Raw genomic sequence first — 18,286 nt, 5'->3', positions numbered from 1 at the left:
AAAATTTAATCTTTTGTTAGTTTACTTTTCCACCAAGTAGCATTTGGCTGAAAGTCTTTTGAAAGTACTTCGAGTCTATTTTTTTCTAGAGAAGGCCATTTTTTATTTACTGTTTTCTTGTATCTTTTTTCAGCTTTCTCGCTATCATATTCAGCATCTTCCTCTGGGAATTTAGCACCCACATCTTTCAACCAATTTAGTAATTGATTACTCATAGCTTTAGTTATCTCAGGATATTTAGAAATCACATTTAAATCAGCTGTTTCTGCTGAAGGTAATTTGTACAATTCTTCATGCCCATCTTCCCAATAATGTATCAATTTCCAGCCCTCTTTTTGTACAATTGAAGCTGGTTCGCCACCTTGATTTCCATAATGCGGATAGTGCCAAAATAGAGGTCTATTCAGTTCAAGATTCTTGCCTTCTAATAAAGGTTTTAAACTAATACCATCCATATGCTGCTCTGGTTTTAATGGCACATTAGCCAAATCTAACAATGTTGGATAAAAATCGGTATTGACTACTGAAAAATCAGTTTTTGCTCCTTCATTTTTCAACCATGGTACCTTTATAAAATAGGGTTCGCGAATACCACCTTCCCATTGATAGCCTTTACCTCCTCTTAATGGTAAATTACTTGTAGAATAATTATCACCTGATGACACACCACCATTATCAGAAGTAAACACCACAATAGTATTTTTATCTAATCCGTTATCTTTTAATGCTTTTAAAACAATACCAACAGCGTCGTCCATAGTTTCTACCAAACCACCGTAAATAGGATTGTCTTGTACTTGACGTATCGGTAAAACACGTTCCATTTTATAGCCCGTTTTGGCTAGCCCCATACTATCTGCTTTATCACGATATTTTGCCCATTTGGTTTGTGTAGTTTGTATAGGCGCATGCACAGCGTAAAAAGATAAAAACGCAAAGAATGTAGAGTCTTTGTTTTCCTCAATAAAACGAGCCGTTTCCTTAGCTAAACGCATGGTTAGGTTTTCGCCTTTGTGCTTGTTTTTCAGTTTAGGATTGTTCCATGGCGAGAAAAAACCACCTCTTGGACTTCCTGCATCTATGCCTGCAATATTAATATCAAAACCATGATCCTCAGGATGAGAGCCTTTTCCGCCTAAATGCCATTTCCCTGCAAAAAAAGTTTTGTAACCATTGGATTTGAAAGCTTCGGCTATGGTGATATCGTCTTTTGGTAACGCCTGAACATAATCTGCTGGTAATAACTTATCGTAACGATTTCTAGTACGCCACTCTTCTCCTGCTTTTGCTCCTATCCAATCGGTAATACCGTGTCGTGCTGTAAATTTGCCTGTCATGATACTAGCGCGTGAAGGACTGCAAACTCGACTAGCAGCATAACCTTGCGTAAACATCATGCCTTCGTTTGCTAATTTATCTACATTTGGAGTTTCGTAAAATGTACTTCCAGTTACCCCTAAATCATGATAGCCTAAATCGTCAACTAGAATAAAAACAATATTTGGCTTATTCTCAACGACATGTTTTTTACGCTCAGTACAAGAGCCTAAAAATATAAATATGAGTAAAAGGGTGAATTTGAAAAGCCTAATCATAAATTTACTGAGTGCTTATTACTAAATTTTTAGATACTCAATGTTATAATTTCCAGAACCCAAGATCACATTACTTCCCTCTTTTACAATATCATTATCACTTTTAAATATCTCTAAAGCTTTTCCATTTATGGTTAGCGACTCTAATTCTTCAGAAGTTAAAATTAGTTTCGCTTTGGTATTAAAAGGCACCTCTAATGCCATTGACAACAAATCGTCTTTAGTTGTCCAATTATTAGTAATGTTTCCATAAGGCGTAGGAACGGATACCGAAGTACTTGTTATTTTACTCGGAAATTCTGGATTCACAGTAAACACTTTGTATCCTGTATTTGATTCAGAAGACTTTATACCACCTAAAGACTCATAAAAATACGCTGCAAAACCACTATGCATTGGGTGATTTAAAGAGTTTGTTGGCCCTTCCATTTTCTCCCATTCAAACTGGCGTTCTGGCCATGTAGTGAAGCCTTTACTCATAACATACGCTTGACTTGGAAAGTCTGGTGTGGTAAGAATTTGATGTGCCAAATCTGCTTTACCGTGTTCAGTTAAAACCGTGTAGATATATCGGTTGCCGTGTATTCCTGTAGAGTGATGACCGCCTTTAACTTCAACTATGTCATGTGCTAAACCATTTACTACAGCTTGTATTTCAGTATCTGGAACCATATCAAACTGTAAGGCTTGTACGGTAGCAGTTTGGCTACCATACCACTTATACTTGGTATCAGGAATTTCGATTAAAAATGCTGCATTAAAAGCTGCTTTTAATTCCCGTTGCTCTTTTTTCATCTTTACTGCAAAAGCAACATCATCATTTATATTTGCAAATCGTTCCATGATACCTAAAACATCATAAAAATAAGCATTTGCAGAAATTATCGGGTCACATTCCATAGCACTAGGATTTTTTCTTCTATCCCAACGTGGCGGACACCAATCTCCCATACCGTCTTGCATAATTCCATTTTCGCCTTTAAAGTCCAAATAAAAGTTGGTTAAACCTCTCATGTCCTCATAGTAATCCTTTACAATTGTATCATCGCCGTAGTACAAATAATTATACCAAGGTAAATACATGGTAGCCACACCCCAGTCAATCTTAGCATAGGTTGATGTGCGCTTTCCAGGAGCAATCATAGTTGGCACTTGATACTTCATATCTGGATTGTTGTGCCCTTTTGTTGGGCGCATTTGTGTACTAATGTCTTCCATATACTTTTTATAGAAATCGTACATATCATAATTATATAATGCGTACTCGCAAAATGCATGCGCATCACCTAACCAACCACATTTTTCGCGATGTGGGCAATCTTCTGGAATACCGTGAAGGTTATCCACAATAGTCCATTTACTGATACTATGCATTTTATTTAGTAAGGCATCAGAAGACGTAAAACTTCCTGTTTCTTGAATATCTGTAGCCACTAAAACAGCTTTTATCATTTTAGCATCTGGCTTCTTAGAAACACCTTTTACTTTAGCATATCGAAGTCCATGATAGCTAAATTTAGGTTCCCAAGATTCTAACGCATCACCTTTACAGATGTATTTATAAATTTGCGCCATTCCGTTTGCACCACCACCTGTAGAGCCTTGAAAAATATCCGAGCCGTTTGTTAAGAGCGCTTCGGTTGTAATAACTTCGATAAGTTGACCTTCCTTTTCTTTAACGTTTAGCTTTACCCAACCCGCAATATTTTGTCCAAAATCCACAATCCATTCGCCATCTGCTCCTTTAAATACATTTTGAGGCTCAAATTCTTTTAATTTCTTTATTGCTGGAATTTGGCTTGCACTTATTGTTCTTAGTTTAGGCAACGCTTCTTTTGCATTTCCCCAAGCTTCATCATTATAACCAACAGTATTCCATTTCCCTAATTCATAACGTGCATCATAAGTATCACCGCCATAAATGTTATTAAATACAATAGGACCTGTAGATTCTTTCCAAGTTTCGTCGGTATAGAAATCAGCTTCGGTACCATCATCATATTTAAGTTTCACTAAAAGTTTAACTGTTGGAGGCCCGTAAGCCAAGTCTCTATCTGATTCTGGATCACGTTTCCAAGAAATATTTTGTCCGTAGAAACCATTACCCAAAATAATTCCGAAGGCATTCTGTCCTGATTTTACTTGCTCTGTAATATCATAATTTACATAATACGCTTGCTTATCATAATTTGATGGTGCTGGGTCTAAAACATGGTCGCCCACTTTTTCGCCATTTAAGTACAATTCGTAATACCCTAAACCACATATATAAGCTTGAGCATTGTTAATTTTTTTATTTAGATCAACTTCATTTCTAAAATAACTAGCCGCAAAACCTTCAACAGACTCTGGCTTTTTCATTTTACCAGTTTTGTAATCTCTAAAACGATGTGGCGATGTTCTGGTATCTTTGTTTAATGTAATCCACTTTGAATCTCCCCAATTGTCTTTATTCATTAGTCCCATTTCAAAAATCTGGATATCTGACCATTTAGAAGCTGTTCCGTTTTCATCCCATATTTTAACCTTCCAAAAATAAGTTTGCATCGCTTCTAAAGGGTTACCATTATATTTAACAAAAGTAGATGTATCGCTTTCAACTTTTTTAGAGTTCCACAAATCTGCATCATCTTCATTTAATTTATCTTCTGAAGATGCTACTAAAATATGATATGCTGACTGTGATTTATTTAAACCTTCAACATCTAAAATCCAAGAAAAATATGGTTGTTCGCTTTCTATAGTTTGCGAGTTTTCTTTTGAATTGACCGTTAATTTATCAAAAGTCATTGACGTTCGTGAACTAGAAACTTGATGACACGACACAGATAAAATGCTTAAAACCCCTAGAAAGAAAAGTACTTGTTTGTTTATCATTATGCTATTATTAAATAGGTATTGAATTTATATTTTATTAAAACATAAAAATAATAGATAACGGTCATACTTTTCATCCTGTACTCTCATGCTATCATGCAAAACAAAAATACTCTTAATATTAATTGAAAAGTATACCGTTTAACATTTAAGAAACAAAAAAAGCTAAGACAACACTATATAAACGTCATAAATAAAAAATAACAGTCTCAGCATTTTATCGAAAAAAACAAACTAAAAATGTTAAAAATAAAAAAAACAGGTAGGTACAGGATAGATGAAATTCAATAAAATCAGAATTTCACAAAAAATTAAGAGTTTTTGCGCAAAAATCTTAAAAAAACAATTTGTTAACCACAAAAAAACTAAAATGAAAAGACATTTAAAAAATTTAAAAATTAATATAATTACAGGCATTTTTCTTTTATCTCTAATAATGACCTACTCTTGTTCTCAAAATGAGGATTTAGATAATATTAACGACGAATCTGTATTAATAGATGAAGTAGAAGATGATGAGAATAATGACTTATCTGGAAAGAAAAAAGACCCAAAAAGACTAAGTGGAGGTTGTGATAATCCCCGAAGGTCAGATGGTCAATACTACCGCCAATATGAGTCTACTGATGTTGGTGCTGGTACTGATTTAGTATCAAAAACAGCTATTAACGGTAAAAACGTAGATGTGATTAAATTTCTGGATGACAGAACTTGTGGCTATAACTACAGCCAAAGCGGAAATAGAGGTATTTACAGATTAAAAGCAGGTAGTAACAAATTCGATGCTCCGCTTCAACCTAGGATTGAACGCGCTTCAAAAAAGGTAGACAGAAAAAAAGGTAACTTTGTGAGTGTTGAAGGCTACGTAAATGTAAAACGTGTAGGAGGCAGAAATAGTGGAACTTTTGGCTTTAATGACCCTAGAGATCAAAGAGGTACTTATATTATTCAGGCTAAAGGCAAGCACGCTAACAGAACTATTGGTTCTTCAGACCCAGCTATTCTATTAATCGTAGCCAAAGATAGAGGCAATGGAACCGTTGACCTATGGGCTGAACAAATTAAAGTACGTGGTGGCTCTAGTAATTCTGGAAGGGAAATGAAGAAACTTGCAAACGTAAGAAAAAACCAAAGGTTTAAATTAAAAATGACTAATGGGTTTAGCACTGATACTAAACAATACGTTAAAATTGAAATCAACAATCGCTTAGTACATACTTTTGACGTAAAAAATACCAAGGTAACAATTGATGGTCAGCAAAAATTCCAAACAGGACGAGATGCCAAAATACGATTTGGTGCTTACAGATGTCATAAAGGAGAAGCAAATATTGAGTGGAGTGATGTTAGACATGATTTTAAAGGATAATAAAATCTATTTAAATAGGATGAACAAAAATAATTTATCCTCTAGCAATTAGGTGTTATTTGTAAAAATTCACTAAAAAAGGCTGTCTTATAACCAAGACAGCCTTTTTACATTGTGCACGGTTATAATGAATCACCTAGAAATTGGTAAAATAAAACTCCTTAAAACCGCAACAGTTTCACAGGCCCCTGCAAACCTGTAGGCACTTTATCTTTATATACCCTTGTCCAACGGTTTGTTAATGGATTATCTAAAGATTTGCAATAGTTAGCCAATACTGTTGTATAACGAATCTCAATAGCGTTATCGCCTTCTTTCAAGTAATCTTCTATTAAATAGACAGCCTTACCGTACCAGCGTTTACCAACTTTTTTGCCGTTTACATAAAGTTCTGTTATCCCTTCATTTACATTTCCTAAATCGATGTGTGTAAAATCTTCTGTATTATTTATTGTTGTCTTATAGGTAATTTCCCCTGCAAATGAATTTTGTGCGGTATCTGTTGATTGACTATAATCAAATAACTCAGTCATATTCCAAGTATAAGTTTTATTGTCTACACGATGCCCTATTGCAGTCCAAGCAACATTAATTTCCTTTGAACTTTTAACTTCCGTATCATTTATAACTGCTTTCTCTACTGGTTTTTCATCTTCAAAAACAAGTAATAAGGATTCTAATGGGTTTAAAGTAATATCTAAGTCATTACTATTAGCAACATAATAAAATGGGGTTCTTTCACCAGTTTCTGGATTCCACACATAAGGATATTTTCCTTGCACAGGAAATTTAACTTGAAACGCTACAGCATCAAAGCGATGCACATTTGTGAAGAAATAAATGGCCTTATCTTCTGTATATTGATGCATTTGATAGACTTGTTCTGTTGGGTTGCTTATTGCGACATCTGGTTTTATATCAGATTCTTCTAGAACATGCTTTGTCCATGGAAATAATTCATCTAAAGTATCAGGTTGATTTATTCTTATAAATGAATCGGGATGATTGGTTAATAAAAGTTCCATAGTCTGTTTTACCAATTCATCATTTTTCTGAAACTCAGTAAAGTGCAACGCTTTTTTAGGAAGTCCATCAACAACCACAACCTTTCCACCTGATGCTACAAATTTCTTTATTGCTGAAGCTGTTTTTGGATGAATGGATTTTAAACTTGCCAAAACCAACAATTTATAGGTTATGTTTCCAAAGGAGATTTGACCATTTTTTATTTCAGCTTCAGCTAAAACATTTTGATTAATATACTCGCATGAATACCCTAATTGACTGATAGGTTCCCAAAGTTTATATAGATATTGAGGCTCCATATGAAAAGGGGTTCTAGCTAAACCTTTATCGCCCCACAAATCAGATGTTGGCCCAATGATGGCTATAGATTTATCGGCTTGAGAATTTTGAAATACCGCTGATAATCGTGCATTATAATCTACCCAATGGTTTAAGTGTTTCCACCATGTATTTTGTTCGCTAAAATAAGCACCGTAGCGGATCCAACCTGGAAAAGGTGCTTCTTTTGGAGAGTAATTGTAACCATGTAACACAGAATGATTTATTCCAGTAATGAAATTCATATCATCATGTTGTTTCATGTCTTCAAGTGTCATTTTAAAAACACCACGTGTGTTGGTCATGGTTTCGCCACTTGTTATCCTTTTCCCTGTTAAATGTGCGCCTGCAGAAGCATACATATTCCACGTCATATAGCCATGACTTTGATTCCATTGCCATAAAGAATCTTTCATTTCTGCTGAATAAATCCAATTGTTACTTTCCGGAATATCGGGTATCATATAGCCATCCAACATACCCATTAAAAACGGGGTACCATAGGCTTGATATCTACAAAGCACACCATTGGCTTCACAAAAATCTTTATAGGTTTGCGTAAAGTTTTTTAAGAATAATTCTACCAGTAATTTATTATAGTCATACCTAACGCGCTTTAATTCATCTTTAAATTGGGGTGAAAAGTTTTTAGAATATGTGCCATTTGAATAATTACCACGCGCGGAATAAAACACAAAAGGCATCCATTTATCTAGTTTGTAACCATAAGTATTGAAAAAAACAGTTTCAAAACCATCTGTCCAGTTGGCTCCAGACACTTCAATACTATCGCAAAAAATAGCTCTTATTAATTGATTTAAGGGTATACCAGAGCGTTCCGATATTTTCTTTAGTCTATTTAAATACGCTAAGGTCATTTCTTTTTTATAATGATCCATAACAGGACCAGCACCTCCAGGAGCACCTAAAGTAACATCTCTAAAATTTTGCTGAATTAGGCCATAACTCAATACATAATTTCCTGGCTGATTTATAGTGTACGATAGTTTGCCATTTTCATCAACGTAGTTATCTAAATTAATTATTTGATTAATATCCGAACAGTTTTTTGGTACAAGATTTATGCTTGCCAATCTATATGTCGTACGTTTACTAATGTGCCTCTGTTCCCGCTTGTTTTTGTTCTTTTTCTTAAACCAGGCTATTAATAACGCTTCGCTTACATTAATTACATCCCCGCTTTTATAGGCTAGTTGATCTGTTACCATACGCTGACAAGTTTCTTCATCTTGTAAAAACTCGCCACCAAATGGCCATCCTGTACCCGCAATCATATCGGTAATCATGCCTAAATCTTTAGCTTTTTTTGCGGCATGAACCACCATATCAATCCACTCATCACTCATCCAAACTAGAGATGCTGTGCTATCATCAAAAGAAAGCGGCATTGCAATAGGATTAATTTCTACGCCACCAAAACCAACATGTTTCAGTGATTCTAACTGTCTATCGAGTTCCTCGGTTTTAACTTTATTGCCATTCCACCACCAACGTACAAAAGGACGTGCTTCAGCGGGTGGGTTTTGGAATTTACTAAATAGGTCATTACTAGATGTACTTTGACTTTTTTTATGACAACCATTTAAAGTGCAAATTGTAATTATTAGAAGAAATTTTAAAATGAATAAACGTTTTATTATAAAATGACTAATTAACAATGTTACGTTTTCATTTCTGTATTTTATAATCATAACCTTTATGTATAAGAATAGTACGTTTTTCTTAGCGAAGATTTTTCGCTTAAAAATTAGAAAACGTAATAAAAGTGCTTTAATCCTTGATTAAACATCTAGTTTAGCATTATTTTTATACTGTGTTTAAGTATGACTTTATTGTCTTTTCATCGCAATATTTTCGAGAACCGATTTTACTTCATCTTTCGGCTCAATTTCTCCAACTTTACTAGTACAGCTGATATATGTCGCTGCCGGAAAATCATAAATTTTCTATTGTCAAAACAAGGTCCAACCACACATAACATCCATCCATTTTTCGAGGCCAATGTAGCTTTATTTGTCATATAATTAAATACGTGATAATATACATTATTTCCGTCAAAATTTGTTTTTATTTTTTCAAGATGTGTTATGTCATCAGGTACCTTATCCAATTCAGTCCAGAATTCAAGCCTATTAACCAATTTACTTTCTGCACTACTTTAATTGCAAAATATTCTTCTGGAAACATTTCCGTTTTATTATGTTCAGACAGTATTAGATAAGCCAATTAACGAGTCTCATTATCTTTCACATATTCAAGAACTTCTTCTTTTCTTATTCTCCTCAATTTTCTAATTTTTCTACAAGCGGTTTGATTCTTTTAAATCTTAACTTTCCAATAATAGGTTTGTATCGCTTTTAAAGCATTGCCTGCATATTTCACAAAAGAAGATTTATCACTAGTCACCTTACTTGTATTCCTTAAATCTGCAGCATCTTCATTCAGTTTATCTTCTGAAGACGATACCAAGATACGATAAACTGATTGAGATTTATTTGATCTCAACATTAATGATCCATGAAAGCAGTGGCTACACGCTCTCTATGGTTAGCGGGTTTTCTTTTAAATCTACAGTTAATTTTTCAAAAATCATCGCATTTTATGAAGTACAAACTTGATGACATGACACACAGAAAATGACTAAAATCATTAGTAATAACAGTGCTTAATTGTTTATCATTATACTACTATTAAACGGGATTGATTTTACATTTTTTATTAAAACAGAAAACTACAAATAACAATTACACTTTTCACTCTGTACTCTTATGCTACCTTGAAAACAAAAATACTCTTAATATCAATTGAGCAATCTATCGTTTTATACCTTAGAAAAAAAGAGCTAAGACTATACTATATAAACATTATAAATAAATATAACATGGCCAGCATTTTACCGAAAGAAAAACTGAAAATATTAGAAAAAAACAGGTAAGTGCAGGACAGATGATATTAATAAAAATTGGAATTTGCTAAAAAATTAAGAGTTTTTATGAAAAAATCTTAAAAAAACTATTTCTTAATCACAAAAAAAACAAAAACAATTTAAACTAAACTAAAAACCATCATTATTATGACATTTAAAAATTTATTACCATTTTTCACTATCATGTTGCTTTTATTTGCTTCATGTGAACACAATGAAAATTTACAAGAAGAACAGTTAATCATAGATGAAGCGATTGACCAGACCAACACAGAATTAGCCTTTCAAAACGATAATGGAACTATACACGAACTATATTATGGTTCTACCAAACTGACGGTAGAAAAAATAAACAATACTTATGTTCTTGGTGGTGATATGATATTTGAGCTAGATCAATTAACAACCGAACCAACTTTTTTTCCTGCTCCGAGTGTATCTCATAAGGGAAAAAGTGTAGGCCGTACTGGTGGAAGATGGCCTAACAACACTGTTTATTATGTAATCAGTTCTAGCCTCCCAAATCAACAACGAGTATTCGACGCCATAAATCATTGGCAATCTAAAACGGCAGTAAAATTTGTACAACGCACAAACCAAACAGATTTTGTGTTTTTTACACCAGGTGCTGGTTGTTCTTCTAACGTTGGAAGAATAGGCGGCCAACAAAATATTACGCTTGCTTCTGGATGTACTGCAGGAAGTGTAATTCATGAAATTGGTCATGCCGTTGGATTGTGGCATGAACAGAGTAGAGCAGATAGAGACAATTTTATTACTGTTAATTTTGGAAATATTGAAGCCGGTAGAGAGTTTAATTTCTATACCTATGGGCAACAGGGGCAAGATGGTAGAGAATACACTTCTACTCTTGATTTTAATTCAATTATGTTGTATTCTTCATATGCTTTTTCTCGTAATGGCCAGCCAACTATTTTAAGAAAAAACGGAACAACGTATACTGCGAATAGATCTGGATTATCTTCTGGAGATATTACTGGAATTAATGAAATGTATCCTGATACCACAACAACTGGAACAACTTATGATTGTAATAATGTTCCTGCATGGGGATCTAGAACCTTTAGTAAAGGAGAATTAGTGACTTACCAAGGAAAACTATATCGAATAGCAGATCCTGGTTACTGGAATTATATAGGGGTTTGTGGAGCTGTAACGCCTGTTGATATTTGCGCTGGTGTACCTGAATTTAACCGTTATCGCTATTATAATTCAGGAGATAAAGTGACTTACCAAGGAACATTATATCAACGCACAAATACAGGTTGGAACAACCTAGGTTCTTGTAATTAAGCAATTACATTAATAAGATAATAGCAAAGAGGTCGTCTAAAAGGTAATTTTTAGGCGATTTTCTTTTTTGCATAAATTTAATATTGTTTGATAATGCCTTCTCCCTAAAATAATGTTACATAATTTTAAACATTATGTGCAAAAATGATAAAGTAATTATACGTTACAGCGAACCTTTTAAAATAATTTTTTTAGTACTTACCTTAATACGATAATTTAGCAAAAGAATTCCCCATTCTCAAAATATACATACCTTTTGAAAATGATGCTATATTCACTTTTCTGCCTTTTCCTGAAAGTACTTTTCTTCCGTCTATTGCATATACTTCCCAGCTCTGAGGTGTTTGTATTTTTATATGAAACACACCATTACTACTTGGATTAGGAAAAACTTGTATGTTATTCAAATTGTGTTTTGCCGCAGATAATCCACTATTAGAAAATACCGCTTTTATATTCATGTTAGATGTAACAGTAACCGCTAAAGGATTATCCGTACTCGTAATATCGCCTTCCCATCGCTCAAACTCCCAGTTACTATCTGGAATAGCATTTAAATTAAATTCTTGTCCATTTATTGCAGTACCACTACTATAATTTAAAAGACCTTGACCTTCTTTACTAAGCGTTATATTATAGATTGTTGAATTTATAGGAATAAATTCGATACGATCAAAAACGATACTTCCTGAGCTGAAATTATTATAAATTTTAAATTCATTGATAGTACCTGTCCATAATCCCCAGTCCGTTAAATCAAAATCTAAGGTATGCCATTGGTTATTATTAGGCACGGTTTCTTTTTTTCTGCCAGACGCAAAACCTGTACCCGGTACATTAGGCAACATTTGAAGATCTGGTTTGTCTGTACTATTTTTTACTATAATTCTTAAAGTACCATATAAACTAGAATTTATATTTAAACCCGTTATGGCTAGCATAGGCCATGAAGCATCAGAAGAAAAATCCACACTTAATTTATCATTATCTCTATTAACTGTCATCCCTCCGTTTACAGCAGACCAATCAGAAAAATCGTCTGTTGTTGTCCAAACAAAACTTGCAGGTGTTATAGCTTCTACAAAACTCGCTTCCGGTCTAAACTCAAATTTTTCAAAAGCAAAAGATCCAATTTCTGTACTAAGATTAACCACTGATCCTGAACTACCATCGGTTCGTGCATTAGTAGTAATACTTTTCCATTCTGTAAATTGATGAGGATTTGGATTATCATAATTTTGATAGGCTGTGTAACCTGCCTCTGTTAAGGTGCGATCTGGAGCTCCTTTCTCATCATAACCACTTTTCACAAAGTTGGAATTATTTACTAAGAAATTTTGAAGTTTGTTATGCTCCTTTCCGTAATACTTATTTCTGTAATATAAGGTTGTACCGACTGGTAAATTTGTTGTAAAAGCAATCTCTACAGCTTCATCATCTCTGTACGCTATAGAACTACTATTATAACTGTAAATTATCACATCATATTCATCTTCGGATTCATTTTTAGCAAAAATAGCGTCTAATTCGTTTGTAGACGTATTAGGACTCCCTGAAATACTGGTTTCATAGCGAACTAAACCTTGCATTGCATTTAATTCTTTTATACCATCTGGATTTTCGCTTCCGGTTCTATTTCCCCATCTGTAAATAAATTCTAAGCCCTTATCTTTGTTCTTATAATACGTATTAGAAAAAATCAATTCTACAATTTCTCTATGTGAAGTTTCGCAGGTAATATAACCTTTTCCATCAGCACCATTAATAGTTGTTACTGTAGAATATTCCATGATATCTATGGAAGTTTCAGGATTCCATTTGGGATTATCAATTAAGGGAGCAAAATTTTTGGTGTATTTTCCATTCATGTCTCTGAGATTACCATTCCCAATAATAATATAATCTGACAATCCCCAAAAATCACATTTTATATCATTTGCATCGTTATAATCTATAAGCCCTTCAATAAAAGAAGCGTAAGGCTCTCCTTTATAATTTAAAATAGTATCATCATTTCTATATAAAAAACCAGGGTTTCTGGTGTGTAAACCTACTTTAGCATTTGGCAAAATTGCTCTTACAGCACTTTCGGTATTTGCAAAATGCTCAATAAAATCTTGCTTTGTGCCATACCAATGTTCTGGAGTTTCTATTTCTGAACCTACTCTAAATCGCCATTTTAAAACTTGTTCTTCTCCATAGGTTTCTACCAATTTGGTCATCAAAGCTTTTATAAAATCATGATAGGCTTGTTTATCTGCTGGAGGTAAGGAATTACCATAAATGGACATTCTTTCATTTTCTCGAAAATTAACATTGTCCCTTGTGCCTTCAGGAATAAAAGTATAACCGTGTTGAAAAGCCCATGGTGGTTGATCTAAAGCTATTTGTAAAATCTCGGTTTGTGAATTAACCACTTTATCTAGTCTTTCAATAAGAGGTTCCCATCGGTAAACATAAACGTTATTAATAGAATCGTATAAACATGGGTCGAAATCTAAATCTTTATAAGAATTTCCATCTACAACTTTCCTTATCCCTCCAATCATTCTAACGATATTCATTTTTAGACCTGAACGAATATTAGATCCATTTGTTGGACTAATTCTATTAGCAACATTCCAAACATCGTGAATAGGCAATTTCTTTTCAGTATCATTTGTAAAATCGGTAGATAATTTTACTTGACTTTGCGCGTAGGTTGCCAAAGCAAAACTTAATAAAATAAAAAAATATTTTTTTAAGAAGTGTAAATTTTTCATTGTATATAATTTATCGTTCACTTAATTTCTCGAAGTTAAAGCCTAATTATATAATAAATATCCTGTAATGTCCTGTTAATATATGTTTTTCAAACTTTTATTAAATAGAATTCCCAATACCCACCAAAACAACAGATAAAAGTATAACTACAATTCCCGCTGTTATAGTCCATTTAGTTTTTTTTGCAACACCTTTCCATTCTTTACGATAAATACCCCAAAGATTAGCTGTTAAAATGATGGTAGACATGTGTAGAATCCACGAACTTGCTCCATTTCCTAATTTACTCTCGCCCATTCCGTAAAAGAAAAATTGTAAAAACCAAATGGTTCCTGCCAATGCAGAAAATAAGATATTATTACGAATTGGTGTACTCGAATTTGTAAAATCTGTGTACGATTTATTTTTAATACTTAAGATAGTTGTCCAAACTAAATTAGTAGCCAAACCACCCCAAAGAATAACCACAAAAGTGACATTATTAGCAAATAAGTGATCATAACCAGCTTCTACAGCGGCATCTGCAAGTGGTTTCCCTGCTTCTATACCAAAACTAAAAAAAGAACTTAAAATACCCGATAGAATGGCTACCGCTAATCCTTTTACTAAATTAAATTCTGAAACACTTTTTTTCTTTTCTTCTTCTGAGAGTTCTTTCTCCTTCATCATACCTGCTTTACCAGAAAGACCAATACCAAAAAGACACACCAAAACACCTAATAACACCACTTGACCACCAGAAGAACCCAGCATATCTGTAAAGGTTATTTTTCCTTCTTCAGGATTAAAATTATAATATATTGAGGGCACAATAGCACCAAAAGCGGCGCAAAAACCGAGTACAACTGAATTTCCTAAAGACATTCCTAAATAACGCACTCCTAAACCATAAGACAAACCTCCTATACCCCAAAGTAACCCCATTAAAAAGGTAATTCCTAAAATAGTATTCGAGCTTGATGCAATAATATCTACAAAACCTGGGACAGTCAAATATGCCGCTATTGGTGGTACGATTAACCAGGACATAACACCACCTACCATCCAGTAGGTTTCCCAAGCCCAACCTTTTACTTTATTATACGGCATATAAAAACTACCTGCGGCAACGCCTCCTAATGAATGAAATAATACGCCTAATAGTGCTTGCATGATTTTTAAGTATTACCTGTTATTAATGTATTCAAGGTTTTTAGTTTTTGGTATTTGTACATTTGTATCTTTCCACCAATTTTTCAATATTTTTAATAACTCCTCTCTCTTTTCTGGATTCCTATCTACAAGATTATTTCTTTCTCCAATATCCTCTGATAAATTATAGAGTTCAATCCCATCATCTTCAAAATAATAATGAAGTTTCCAATCTCCTTTTCTAACTACTGAACCAGGGCGTGTTCTGAATAACGAATCTCGATTTTCATTATCATTTACATTATAGGCTTGCAAATAAATGGGAAAATGCCAAAATAATGGACGCTCAAAATCATTAATTTCTTCTTCTAAAATAGGTGCTAAACTTTTTCCATCAAGAGATAATGTATTGGCGTCAACCCCTGCATAATTTAATACTGTTGGAAAAATATCCAAGTTTGTTACTGGAATATCACTTTTAGTATTTGGTTTAATTTTATCATTAAAAACAAATAAAAAAGGTTCTCGAATACCTCCTTCATAATAACTGCCTTTTCCGGCACGCAAAGGTTTTTGTTTTGTTATACCGTATAAGCCTCCATTATCAGAAGTAAAAACAATTAATGTATTTTCAAAAAGATTTCTTTCTTTTAATTTATTGATAAGTAAGCCTATGTTTCTATCCAAATTATCAACCATAGAAGCATATTCTGGGTTTCCCTGACCATTCCAAGATGCTTTTTTTTCATATTTTGGTAAAATACTATCCACAGGCATTATAGGCACATGAACGGCATAAGGCGAATAATTAAGGTAGAACGGTTTTTGTACGGTATCCACAAATTGTATTGCTTTTTCCATTATGGCATCCGTAAGATATTTATCAGAACCACCTTTAATTGTTACATTTTTATACGGTGGCGTATAACTTTTAGGCAGTCCATTATGACCACCACCAATGTTTACATCAAATCCGTATTCTAAAGGATTATAACTCAAATGCCACTTTCCTGCTTGACAAGTCACGTATCCATTATCATGCAGTACCTGTGGCAAAATAGTATGGTTTTTAGCGAGTGTATGTGTGTTTTTTGTTGGAATCAATTTTCTATGTTCAGATTTTCCCCGCTTAGAAGAGCCAACGGTATAGATACCATGTCGCGGTGTCCATTGCCCCGTCATTAAACATGCTCTACTTGGCGCACAATTTGCGGCTGAAGCATATCCATTTGTAAAAACCATACCTAAACTAGAAAGGTAATCTATATTTGGGGTTTCATAATATTCACTACCCATAAAACCAACGTCTTTCCAGCCCATATCGTCAACATTTATAAGAATAATATTTGGACGAGACGTTTCTGAATCTTTAGCACATTGAATGTTGCATAAAAACAGAACGATAAAAAGAATAGCATATATTTTCTTCATAATATATAAGTTTAGAAGTCAATATTAAACCTATTTTTTTATTAAATGACTTTAGATTGTTAAAAATGCATAGTTGTAATAATAGTAACTTAACAAATTCTCACTACACGTAAATTTAAAATATTCCCTAATTTTTCAATTTTATTGGCAATATGACCAACACCAATAGCACAATGATGCGATGGTCCTTGTTTAGACCATTCGTTCATAAACGCTCTTGCGCCAATTGAAAAACGGTAACGGCTGTTTGTATTTCCAATTTGTAATACAGGCCCTTCTACTGATTCGCCTTCAGCAACTAATAAAAATACATCGTCTTTTCCTTCTACAACTGATAACAAAGTTACAGTCCCGTGTTTTACCGTCATTTGGATGGATAATCCTTTCCCTGGTTTTCCATGATAAACTGGTAACGGCACCAACTGTACGTTACCTTCTGCTATCGCGAAATGCGCAGGACCATCGTGACCTAACATCACAATATCATCATTAAAATCCATTGCATAAAACTCTGAGAATGAACCACCAACTCCAAAGGCATCCATAATTTTCATGGCTTGTGCATTCTTTACTTCATATTCTCCCGCAACAGGCACATTTTTACCTGTTAACAAGGTGTTTCCTGCGATGACTGACGTTACAATGTTTTCATATGCATTACCTGTTTCTCCTTCGTAATAATAGGCTAAAGCACCTAAATCATGATTTGCTACTAATTTATCTAAGGCTATTGATGTTTTTGCTGCGCGAATAATTTCATCTTCTTCACAAGCATCAACAACCTCAAATACGTTTTTAAATTCTAAAATTTTTTCTTCTATCTCAGGTGCTGTAACTGCATCTCGATACTTTTTTAATTCACACATTTCAACAATTTCTATGTGTGTACCAAAAGCTGAAGATTGTTTTGTTAAATCGGAATACACATCTAACATTCCGCCATAATAATGCCCTAAAACACCGAGTCTATTATTTTGCATGACTGAAGCCACACGAGCTGCATCTATCCAATCTTCTATTTCTATCCAAACTTCCGGCTCATCTAAATAGCCTGTTACAAACTCATAATCTATTCCAGAACGATTAAAGATATTAGCCAATTCTGGAACAGAACAGGCTTGACAATGTGCCAACCATTCACCAGTCATTTTTCCTCTATCACCTAAGGCATTAAAACTTTCGTAATCTATAGCTGCAACAGGTTGTATATTTAATATGATTATTGGGCATTTTACTTTTTGTACCACAGGTAAAACCGTGGATGATAAAGCATAGGTTGAAACATATAGAAAAAGAATATCAACATCTTCCGCTTTTAACACTTGTGCTTTTTCTCTAGCTACAATTGGCGAATCTACCAAACCAACATTTACAACCTCAGCACCAAAACTTTCCATCTTATCTGTAATTTGGCTTTGATAACCTTGTAAACGCTCTAGCAAACCTTCAAATTGAGGCCAATATGTGTCTAATCCTATTCCAAATAATCCTACTTTTATCATTACTCTTTATTTT

The 18,286-nt window shown here is 33.8% G+C and carries 10 protein-coding genes; 2 read left to right on the top strand and 8 right to left on the bottom strand.

What is annotated here, in order from left to right; genetic code table 11:
- Nucleotides 1-5: 5 nt before the first annotated feature.
- Together ACKGJY_RS07020 and ACKGJY_RS07015 are read right to left on the bottom strand one after the other, a co-directional pair.
- Nucleotides 6-1,595: a sulfatase gene (locus ACKGJY_RS07020; RefSeq protein ID WP_413973159.1), complete on the bottom strand. Its 1,590-nt coding sequence runs from the start codon at nt 1,593-1,595 to the stop codon at nt 6-8.
- Nucleotides 1,596-1,616: 21 nt separating this feature from the next.
- On the bottom strand, nt 1,617-4,472 hold the full coding sequence (locus ACKGJY_RS07015; RefSeq protein ID WP_413973158.1) for an alpha-L-rhamnosidase: 2,856 nt from the start codon (nt 4,470-4,472) through the stop codon (nt 1,617-1,619).
- Nucleotides 4,473-4,842: 370 nt separating this feature from the next.
- On the opposite strand from ACKGJY_RS07015, the gene ACKGJY_RS07010 reads away from it, so the two are divergent.
- On the top strand, nt 4,843-5,841 hold the full coding sequence (locus ACKGJY_RS07010; protein WP_413973157.1) for a hypothetical protein: 999 nt from the start codon (nt 4,843-4,845) through the stop codon (nt 5,839-5,841).
- A 161-nt stretch (nt 5,842-6,002) separates the two neighbouring features.
- Here ACKGJY_RS07010 and ACKGJY_RS07005 read toward each other — a convergent pair whose 3' ends face one another.
- Both ACKGJY_RS07005 and ACKGJY_RS07000 read right to left on the bottom strand, forming a co-directional pair.
- Nucleotides 6,003-8,897 carry a glycosyl hydrolase gene (locus tag ACKGJY_RS07005; RefSeq protein ID WP_413973156.1) on the bottom strand — a complete coding sequence of 965 codons (2,895 nt, stop codon included), beginning with the start codon at nt 8,895-8,897 and terminating at the stop codon, nt 6,003-6,005.
- Between the two features lie 628 nt (nt 8,898-9,525).
- Entirely contained in the window at nt 9,526-9,714 is a 189-nt protein-coding gene (locus ACKGJY_RS07000) for a hypothetical protein (RefSeq protein ID WP_413973155.1), read from the bottom strand.
- Between the two features lie 565 nt (nt 9,715-10,279).
- On the opposite strand from ACKGJY_RS07000, the gene ACKGJY_RS06995 reads away from it, so the two are divergent.
- Nucleotides 10,280-11,446 carry a M12 family metallopeptidase gene (locus ACKGJY_RS06995; RefSeq protein ID WP_413973154.1) on the top strand — a complete coding sequence of 389 codons (1,167 nt, stop codon included), beginning with the start codon at nt 10,280-10,282 and terminating at the stop codon, nt 11,444-11,446.
- Nucleotides 11,447-11,649: 203 nt separating this feature from the next.
- Here the strand turns inward: ACKGJY_RS06995 and ACKGJY_RS06990 are convergent, their stop codons facing one another.
- The 4 genes from ACKGJY_RS06990 to ACKGJY_RS06975 form a co-directional block, all read right to left on the bottom strand.
- Nucleotides 11,650-14,208 carry an InlB B-repeat-containing protein gene (locus ACKGJY_RS06990; RefSeq protein WP_413973153.1) on the bottom strand — a complete coding sequence of 853 codons (2,559 nt, stop codon included), beginning with the start codon at nt 14,206-14,208 and terminating at the stop codon, nt 11,650-11,652.
- Nucleotides 14,209-14,308: 100 nt separating this feature from the next.
- A complete protein-coding gene (gene rhaT / locus ACKGJY_RS06985; RefSeq protein ID WP_413973152.1) occupies nt 14,309-15,361 on the bottom strand; it encodes an L-rhamnose/proton symporter RhaT in 1,053 nt (350 codons plus the stop codon).
- 12 nt (nt 15,362-15,373) lie between these two features.
- On the bottom strand, nt 15,374-16,771 hold the full coding sequence (locus tag ACKGJY_RS06980) for a sulfatase (RefSeq protein ID WP_413973151.1): 1,398 nt from the start codon (nt 16,769-16,771) through the stop codon (nt 15,374-15,376).
- A gap of 89 nt (nt 16,772-16,860) precedes the next feature.
- Complete coding sequence (locus ACKGJY_RS06975) at nt 16,861-18,273, bottom strand: hypothetical protein (RefSeq protein ID WP_413973150.1); 1,413 nt, start codon at nt 18,271-18,273, stop codon at nt 16,861-16,863.
- Nucleotides 18,274-18,286 lie beyond the last annotated feature (13 nt).

The sequence above is a fragment of the Hyunsoonleella sp. 2307UL5-6 genome (assembly GCF_047345485.1).
Classification (GTDB): domain Bacteria; phylum Bacteroidota; class Bacteroidia; order Flavobacteriales; family Flavobacteriaceae; genus Jejuia.
This window is presented reverse-complemented; position numbering and strand designations above follow the sequence as displayed.

What these genes read in the sequence shown, in the direction of transcription:
- ACKGJY_RS07020 (WP_413973159.1), bottom strand. Translation starts at nt 1,595, where the DNA reads ATGATTAGGCTTTTCAAATTCACCCTTTTACTCATATTTATATTTTTA.
- ACKGJY_RS07015 (WP_413973158.1), bottom strand. Translation starts at nt 4,472, where the DNA reads ATGATAAACAAACAAGTACTTTTCTTTCTAGGGGTTTTAAGCATTTTA.
- ACKGJY_RS07010 (WP_413973157.1), top strand. Translation starts at nt 4,843, where the DNA reads ATGAAAAGACATTTAAAAAATTTAAAAATTAATATAATTACAGGCATT.
- ACKGJY_RS07005 (WP_413973156.1), bottom strand. Translation starts at nt 8,897, where the DNA reads ATGATTATAAAATACAGAAATGAAAACGTAACATTGTTAATTAGTCAT.
- ACKGJY_RS07000 (WP_413973155.1), bottom strand. Translation starts at nt 9,714, where the DNA reads ATGTTGAGATCAAATAAATCTCAATCAGTTTATCGTATCTTGGTATCG.
- ACKGJY_RS06995 (WP_413973154.1), top strand. Translation starts at nt 10,280, where the DNA reads ATGACATTTAAAAATTTATTACCATTTTTCACTATCATGTTGCTTTTA.
- ACKGJY_RS06990 (WP_413973153.1), bottom strand. Translation starts at nt 14,208, where the DNA reads ATGAAAAATTTACACTTCTTAAAAAAATATTTTTTTATTTTATTAAGT.
- rhaT (WP_413973152.1), bottom strand. Translation starts at nt 15,361, where the DNA reads ATGCAAGCACTATTAGGCGTATTATTTCATTCATTAGGAGGCGTTGCC.
- ACKGJY_RS06980 (WP_413973151.1), bottom strand. Translation starts at nt 16,771, where the DNA reads ATGAAGAAAATATATGCTATTCTTTTTATCGTTCTGTTTTTATGCAAC.
- ACKGJY_RS06975 (WP_413973150.1), bottom strand. Translation starts at nt 18,273, where the DNA reads ATGATAAAAGTAGGATTATTTGGAATAGGATTAGACACATATTGGCCT.